We start from the raw sequence: 7,452 nt of genomic DNA, 5'->3' as shown, positions 1-7,452 counted from the left end.
TCCGCGCTTCCTAAATATTCTCGAATGGCTGGTACTTTATTTTTTCGCAAGTCCCTTATCAGAGTCCTTGCACGTTTGGGCGGAGGATCTGATCTCATTGCTATGGCTGTTATGTCGAAGGCTGAAGCTCTTCAATTATTAGAATCAGGTGGGTTGATTGTGGAAAATTCTAAAGACTATAGCGATTCCCATTCAGATGCGGTACAACGTTAAATCGCAAGTAGGGGAACGGTATGGCGTGCCCTTACAGGTCTACCTCACGTCAACGAGAACTGTTATAGTATCGCAAGGCAGAAGTCAAAGTTCAAAATGAATACAGCGTAAGCGTTTCGTTCATTTTGAATGAGCGGTTTATTTCCGCCGCGCTGTACTAGGTAAGAATTTCCTAATAGCCAGTCCCCAGTCCCCAATTAATAATGAGTTGCCGACTTGCGATGATGAACAGCTGTAACGCCATCATTATCTAACAATTTGCCACTCTCGACAGTCGCATAAACCAGCCAGTGGTCGCCAGATTCCATCCGGTTTTGTACGGAACATTCGAGATATGCTAGAGCATCCGTAAGTATGGGAGAACCGCTTTCAGTTTCTTCGGCGGCGACATCAGCAAATCGGTCTTGTCCTGGGCCAAAAGGTTTGAGGAAGTGCTTCATCAACCCCAAGTGATTGCCTTCTTTAAGGATGTTGAGGACAAATTTGTTTCCTGTATGGGTCAGTGTTTCTACTGCGCGGTCTTTGGCGACGGCGATGGTTAAACCAGGGGGACTAAAGCTAGCTTGAGACACCCAAGAAGCTAACATGGCACTGGAGCGATCGCCTTCCTTGGCAGTGAGAACGCAAAGAGAACCGACAATCCGACCAACTGCTTGTTCTACAGTTGTTGCAGGTTGACTTGGCGATCGCACTTTTCTCGCTTTCTTCAGTGCTTGGGCAAAGTCGGTTCCAGCTTCTTCACACAATTGCAGGGTAGCATCGTCGGGTTTGAATTTTACGCGGATCGTATCAAAACCAAACCGATAGCCAGCATCTTTTAATTTACTCTCAATTAAATCAACCGCTTCCCCACTCCAGCCAAAGGAACCAAAAGCACCAGCGAGTTTATTGTTAGTAGCAGTGGATAGCACAATTCCTAATGCTGTTTGCACAGGTGTGGGTGCATGACCACCAAGGGTAGGAGAACCAATGATGAAACCACCCGCTTTTTCCACAGCCGCCCGGATTTCTTCTGGTTCCGTAAATTCGCAGTTAATCGATTCTACGGCGACGCCAGCTTTTGTAATTCCACGAGCGATCGCTTGGGCTAATGTGGCTGTATTTCCATAAGCGGATGCATAAATTAACGCTACTGTCAAGTCAGCAGAAGTTTGCTGTTGACTCCATTCCCGATAAGCTTTGGTTAGGTCTATTAAGCCATAGCGTACCAAAGGGCCGTGTCCAGTGGCATACATTCGCACAGGAAAATCGACAAGTTTATCCAGTGTTGTTTCAACTTGACGCGCGTGGGGAGCCATGAGGCAATCAAAATAATAGCGCCGATCCTCGTTATATACTTCCCACCCTTCATCAAATACCTGATCTCCACAAACGTGCGCCCCAAATAACTTATCTGTGTACAGAATTTCTGTTTGCGGATCGTAGGTGCAAAGTTGATCTGCATAGCGGGGATTGGGGGTGGGAATAAATTGTAAATTATGCCCGTTACCCAAATCTAGAGTTTCTTCGCCCCGCATAACAAGAATTTGCAAGTCTAGATTTTCCAGCGCCGCACGTAAATTTATCGCCCCTGGATTAGAACAGACAAAGGTGATTTGCGGGGCTATTTCTAACAAAGCTTTTAAAGTTGCAGCGCGGTTAGGATTTACGTGTCCCAAAATTACATAATCTAAATCTTCGAGATGGAAACGTTGTTGCAAAGCTTCTAAATAAATTTGCGTAAACGTTTCCCCTGGAGGGTCAATGATGGCGGTTTTATTGCTTTCGATTAAATAAGAGTTAGCAGTTGTACCCTTAGCAAGAGCGTATTCAATTTCAAATCTGAGCCTTGACCAACTGCGCGATCGCAGTACTCTTATATCTGTAGCAATGGGAAAAACTTGAACGTCACGGGGTTTATTTTTTGACATGGCTAAAACAGGAGTTATGAGTTGTGAGTTATGAGTTATGAGTTGAAGAAAGTCGTTAATCTAAATTTTTTAACTTCCGTTGTGCAGACGATATTTTTTATTAAACTCGTCTCTACAACTCCTAATTTTTAACTTCTAACTCCTAACTCCTAACTCCTAACTTTTTAGTAGTGGTTGCCAACTTTACGATGATGCACAGCAGTCAAAGCTTCTGGCTTAGAAACCCGTCCGGCGTAGACTGTGCTGTATACTGCCCAATGGTCGCCGCAATCCATTCTACTGATGACTTCGCACTCCATGTAGGCGAGGGCGTCGTTAAGGATGGGCGCACCATTTTCGGCTGGCTGAGTTCTCACACCTTCAAAGCGATCTGCACCAGGGGCGAACCGTTTCAAAAAGTGTTTCATTAGTGGTTGGAAATTGCCTTCTTCTAAAACGTTGAGAACAAAGCGATCGCCTACTTGCATGAGTGATTCAATTGCCCGATCTTTGGCGACTGCAATGGAAAATCCCAAGGGTTTAAAACTGGATTGAGCAACCCAAGAGGCTAGCATGGCACTGGAAACATCGCCTTTTTTAGCAGTAATAATATATAACCCACCGCTGATTCTACCTAGTGCTTTATCTAAGTCAGCACTAAGGGATTTCATAGCTTTGATGCTGCGATCGCGTGTTACCCATTGAGCTAAGTCTGTACCCGCTTCTTCACACAACTTGTAAGTGTTTTCTGTGGGTGTTTGTTTAATCCGAATCGCTGGAAAAACTGTTGTCAAACCTAAATTGCGGAATTTACTCACCAAAGGATCTATTGGCTCATCATCGCCACCACCGGTTTCAAATACGCCAATAGCTTGCTTTTCTTTGGCTGATCCTAAAACTGTGCTGAGTGCAGATTGGATGCTAGCAGCACCAGAAGCCGGAGTTAGACCAACGATTAGCCCAGCACACCTGCTGACTAGTTCCCGCAGTTCTTGTAAATCGACTTCAGATCCCAAATCGACAATTTCCACAGCGACACCAGTTTTACCGATGCCGTTAGCAATTGCTTGCGCGAGGCGATCGCTATATCCGTATTCAGAAACGTAAAATATCCCAATTGTTGTTTCTGCCTTGGTTTGGCTTTGGCTCCAAGTGCGGTAACGTCCAACTAGTTCTTCAACATTGTGAGATAATAATGGCCCGTGGCCTGTAGCAATCATGCCGATGGTTTTCAGTTCTGCCATCCGCTTCAGGGCAGACAGAACTGATCGGGCATTCGGCCCCATCAAGCAATCGTAGTAGTAATGAAAGTCTTCTTCGATCGCTGCTAAGTCTTCATCAAAGGTGCTATCAGAGCAGTAATGCAACCCAAAGGCATCGCAGGTGTAGAGAATTTTGGTTTTGTGGTCGAAGCTGAAAATGGTATCCGGCCAATGTAAATTTGGAGCAATCACGAATTCAAATTCATGACCATTGCCCAAATCTAAGCGATCGCCATTTTTCACAATCCGCCGTTTAAATGGCTGATGTACTAAATCCTCAAGAAACTGAATCGCCACTTTAGAACCGACAACGGTTATTTCTGGAGCCATTTGCAGCAAATCTTTAACTAAACCGCTGTGGTCTGGCTCAGTGTGACTGATAATTAAATAATCAATCTCTGTTGGGTTGATTAGTCCAGTAAGCGTATCAAAGTATAGTTGACGAAACTTTTCATGGGAGGTATCAACTAAGGCAGTCTGCTCCCCACGAATGAGAAACGAGTTATAAGTAGTACCGTTTTGCAGACCAAACTCAATATCGAAGCGATCGCGATCCCAATCCAAAGAGCGAATAGCCGTCGTCTCTTGAGCAATCTTTACAGTCTGTATGGTGAGCCGTTTTTCAGTTTTTTCGGTGAGCGCTACCATAACTCCCTCCTTGACACAATGAGTATTTGTTCCTCTTGTTTTATTGTTACACGGCTTGAATGTTAATTTTTATTAAAAAACCTATAGTTGACTTAAAAAAGTTAAAAGTGTGAAACCGCAGAGGCACACAGAGGAAATTTGGCTAGCCTTGGAAATTGGTAATTCTCGGCTGCATTGGGCATTGTTTTTAGGCGAGACGCTTTACTCAGCTTGGGATATCGACTATCTTCCTGAATCCGTCATCATACAACATCTAGCTGAATATCAAACTCTAGATGATTTATTACTGGCAATTTCTCCACCCGATCAACAAGATAATTTTCTCACAAATACTGCACCCCTTTGCGCTTTTGTCTCTCTGCCCCCGTGCCCTCTTCTCCTTGCCTCGGTAGTTCCCAGCCAAACTGCTATTTGGCAAACTTACCCAAATACTCGCGTTATTACCTTAGACCAAATATTACTAACAGGCGTGTATCCCACACTAGGAATTGACCGCGCTTTAGCTTTGTGGGGTGCGGGGAAAACTTGGGGTTTTCCGATGTTGGTAATTGATGCTGGAACAGCGCTGACTTTTACAGCTGCGGATGCTAATGAGTCTCTAGTTGGAGGTGCAATTTTGCCAGGATTAGGTTTGCAATTTGCAACTCTCGGTCAACAAACAGGACAATTACCATTTGTAGAGACGCAAAATTTTCCTTCTCTACCACCACGTTTTGCGCTTAATACAACAGAGGCTATTCAAAGTGGAGTTATTTACACTTTATTAGCTGGAATTAAAGATTTTATTGAGGCGTGGCGGGATTTATTTCCTAATGGAAACATTGCGATTAAAGGGGGCGATCGCATTTTTTTACTAAACTATCTGCAAGCCTTATATCCTGAAATTACAGCATCTTTAATTGTGGAACCAAATTTAATTTTTTTGGGAATGCGGGAAGTATTCATAAATGATGGTTAAGTTGCCTTACCCAATCAACTAAGCTAATCGATAATCTGTTGGCAACTTTGCAGCTTACTTCATTACGATTGCACAGGCGAGTATAGCAATGTTGGGAAACAGTTAAATATTGGTATCGAGTCACAAGATAACCAACATTCATTTACAAACGGAACTTCTGTCGAAAATATCGGGTCTTATCCTGTAGGTGCATCAGGATTTCAGAATTACACTGGAACTGCACCTGTCGCTGCAGAAAATAATAACCGTGGGTGATACATTTTTTTGCTTCTCCATAAATAAATTTAGGGGCTTGTATCATGAGTTGTTTTCGGTCATAGTTATGACAACAAACTTGAAACACATATCACGCTTTGAGAGCGAAGGAATATGTGTTGTGGATTGGCAGCAAACTCTTAATGAGCTAGTTTAATTCGTTGAAATTATGGTTTTTCAAAATATCTTGAATAAACTCCCGAATCTCCATCGCTACAACCCCAGCAGAAGATTCTGGTAAGTCATTTCCGGCATGGGCAATCATTTTCAACTCGACTTTCGGCATCAGTTGAGTATAAACCCGGCTCTTGGCTAAAGCATCTGGTGTATCTTGGCCACCTTGTAAAATAAAAACCGGAATATCTATCATGTAAAGCCGCTTTTGGACTAATTCCGCGTCAATTTCTGCTTGTCGCCGTTTGAAAAGTAACTGGCAAGCTATGGGGTAACGCAACAATTCCTGACGTAATTGCAAATCCTGTGCAATTTTTTCATACCAACCCAGAATTTTAGTGAAGGGAGTTAGCGATCGCAAAAATTTAACTATTAGTGGTGGATAATTCAATAATCGCCGCATCTTCTGGCAATACTCTTCTTGTCCTGCTATCTCTACGCCCTCTGGTGCTAGCAGTACCACACCATCAACTTTCTCTGGATACTTTAAAGCATAGCTAGCAGCAATCCAACCCCCAAGAGAATGCCCCACTAAATATACTTTTTCTAGCTTCACAGCTTGCAAAAATTCAGCTAGACACTCAACTTGTAAATCTATCGAATGGTGGATATTAGGATTTTCTGATTCCCCAAACCCTAACAAATCAGGTGCAAAACAATGAAAATCTTGTGCAAGGGACTCCATCACAGATAACCATTGACTGCTCTCATTCCAAGCACCATGTAAAAAAATTATAGGAGTTTTTTCACCGACTTCACGCCAGAATAATAGCCCTTGAGAGAGCTTTCTCCGGGAGTTACGGAATAGTGTATCCATTTTATTTAGTAGTTAACTTTTAGCACCATAATAAATAGTCATTAGTCATTAGTCATTAGTCATTGGTTATTGGTCATTATTAACTAGTTCTGGACAAATTACAAAGAGAGAAATGTGAAAATGTGAGCCAAGGCTTCGTGAGATCATAACTTTGGCGGCAAATGATAAAGGACTAATGACTAATGAAAAAATATTGTTATGCCAGTGTTGTCAAGCCATTCAAGTAGTCTTGCAACTGCCGAGTATGGTCGTGAGACATCTTTCCTGAAGGTAGTAAACTGGGAGAGAAAGCTTGGATTTCCATGACTTCTAAAGTGTCTTTAATCTCCATTGTCCCATGCACCTCGGCTTCAACCACAATACAAATTGAATGGATTCTGGGATCACGGTCTGGTGCGGAGTAAACTCCTACTAAACGGTTAATTTTCACCAATTCTAGCCCGGTTTCCTCCATCAATTCCCGGCGGACTGTATTGGGAACATCTTCTCCCCAATCCACAATCCCTCCAGGCAATGACCAAAGACCATTGTCGCGCCGCCGGATCAGTACAATCCGACCATCGGGTAAAATTGGGATGATACTAGTGCCAGTAATGGGATGACGAAATATTATACCCAATACTGTTTGTCCAATACGCCATAAGCTACGTGTGGACTCGACAGCTGCCGGAAAAAAAGCAATAACGTTCAATCTTCAAAATTTATGTGTTGTATTCTATAGTTCTCTACCACTTACATAGGCTCAACTAATAAAATTTTTGTTGAGTTTTGTTTTATACAAAAATGTTTGTGGTTTGAGATTTTATTCTCACGATTTACGTAGAATATTATCAATTCTAACATCAAGTTTCATGAGAAGCACTGTATTTATATATACATGATATTTCTTGAGCCAAGTAAATTTTCAGTTTATAGCTAGCATTAGTGCTGCTGAAACTAGCTGTTACTAATAGATTTTTAGAACACAAAAAAATAATATGAATAATAAGTCAAAATCCAAAATTCTGAATTTATTAAGCTATGTCTCCTGAGTTTTAATGACTGACTCTTGAATTATTTTTTGATAATATTGGTTTGTTTCAAGAACAACAACTAATGAGCTAATTTACAATCATTTGACAGGTTGGAATCTCAGAAAAGATATTTTTCAGCTTACTGGCGGGGATAATTCAGAATTTTTATTGACAAAGTTGGGTATAATGCGATAGGCTAGTACACTGTTTAAAGCGTATTTAT

5 protein-coding genes and 1 pseudogene are annotated in these 7,452 nt (G+C 42.0%); 2 read left to right on the top strand and 4 right to left on the bottom strand.

Translation table 11 applies throughout. The features are described 5' to 3' along the window. Positions 1-213, top strand: a pseudogene (locus HWQ40_RS20250) (hypothetical protein); the annotation flags it as partial. Positions 214-410: 197 nt separating this feature from the next. Here the strand turns inward: HWQ40_RS20250 and HWQ40_RS20245 are convergent. Both HWQ40_RS20245 and HWQ40_RS20240 read right to left on the bottom strand, forming a co-directional pair. After that, a complete protein-coding gene (locus HWQ40_RS20245; protein ID WP_292780944.1) occupies positions 411-2,123 on the bottom strand; it encodes a diflavin flavoprotein in 1,713 nt (570 codons plus the stop codon). Positions 2,124-2,287: 164 nt separating this feature from the next. After that, positions 2,288-4,012: a diflavin flavoprotein gene (locus HWQ40_RS20240; protein ID WP_292780941.1), complete on the bottom strand. Its 1,725-nt coding sequence runs from the start codon at positions 4,010-4,012 to the stop codon at positions 2,288-2,290. Between the two features lie 109 nt (positions 4,013-4,121). Here HWQ40_RS20240 and HWQ40_RS20235 point away from each other — a divergent pair, with 109 nt between their 5' ends. After that, positions 4,122-4,970, top strand: coding sequence for a pantothenate kinase (locus HWQ40_RS20235; protein WP_292780938.1), 849 nt, complete (start codon positions 4,122-4,124; stop codon positions 4,968-4,970). 403 nt (positions 4,971-5,373) lie between these two features. Here HWQ40_RS20235 and HWQ40_RS20230 read toward each other — a convergent pair whose 3' ends face one another. Both HWQ40_RS20230 and HWQ40_RS20225 read right to left on the bottom strand, forming a co-directional pair. Then, a complete protein-coding gene (locus tag HWQ40_RS20230; protein WP_292780935.1) occupies positions 5,374-6,216 on the bottom strand; it encodes an alpha/beta hydrolase in 843 nt (280 codons plus the stop codon). Between the two features lie 196 nt (positions 6,217-6,412). Continuing rightward, positions 6,413-6,907, bottom strand: coding sequence for an NUDIX hydrolase (locus tag HWQ40_RS20225; protein WP_292780932.1), 495 nt, complete (start codon positions 6,905-6,907; stop codon positions 6,413-6,415). Positions 6,908-7,452: the final 545 nt, after the last annotated feature.

The organism is Nostoc sp. NMS9 (assembly GCF_017114995.1).
Lineage (GTDB): Bacteria > Cyanobacteriota > Cyanobacteriia > Cyanobacteriales > Nostocaceae > Nostoc.
Note: the sequence above shows the minus strand (reverse complement) of the source record. Positions and strands in the feature narration are given on the sequence as shown.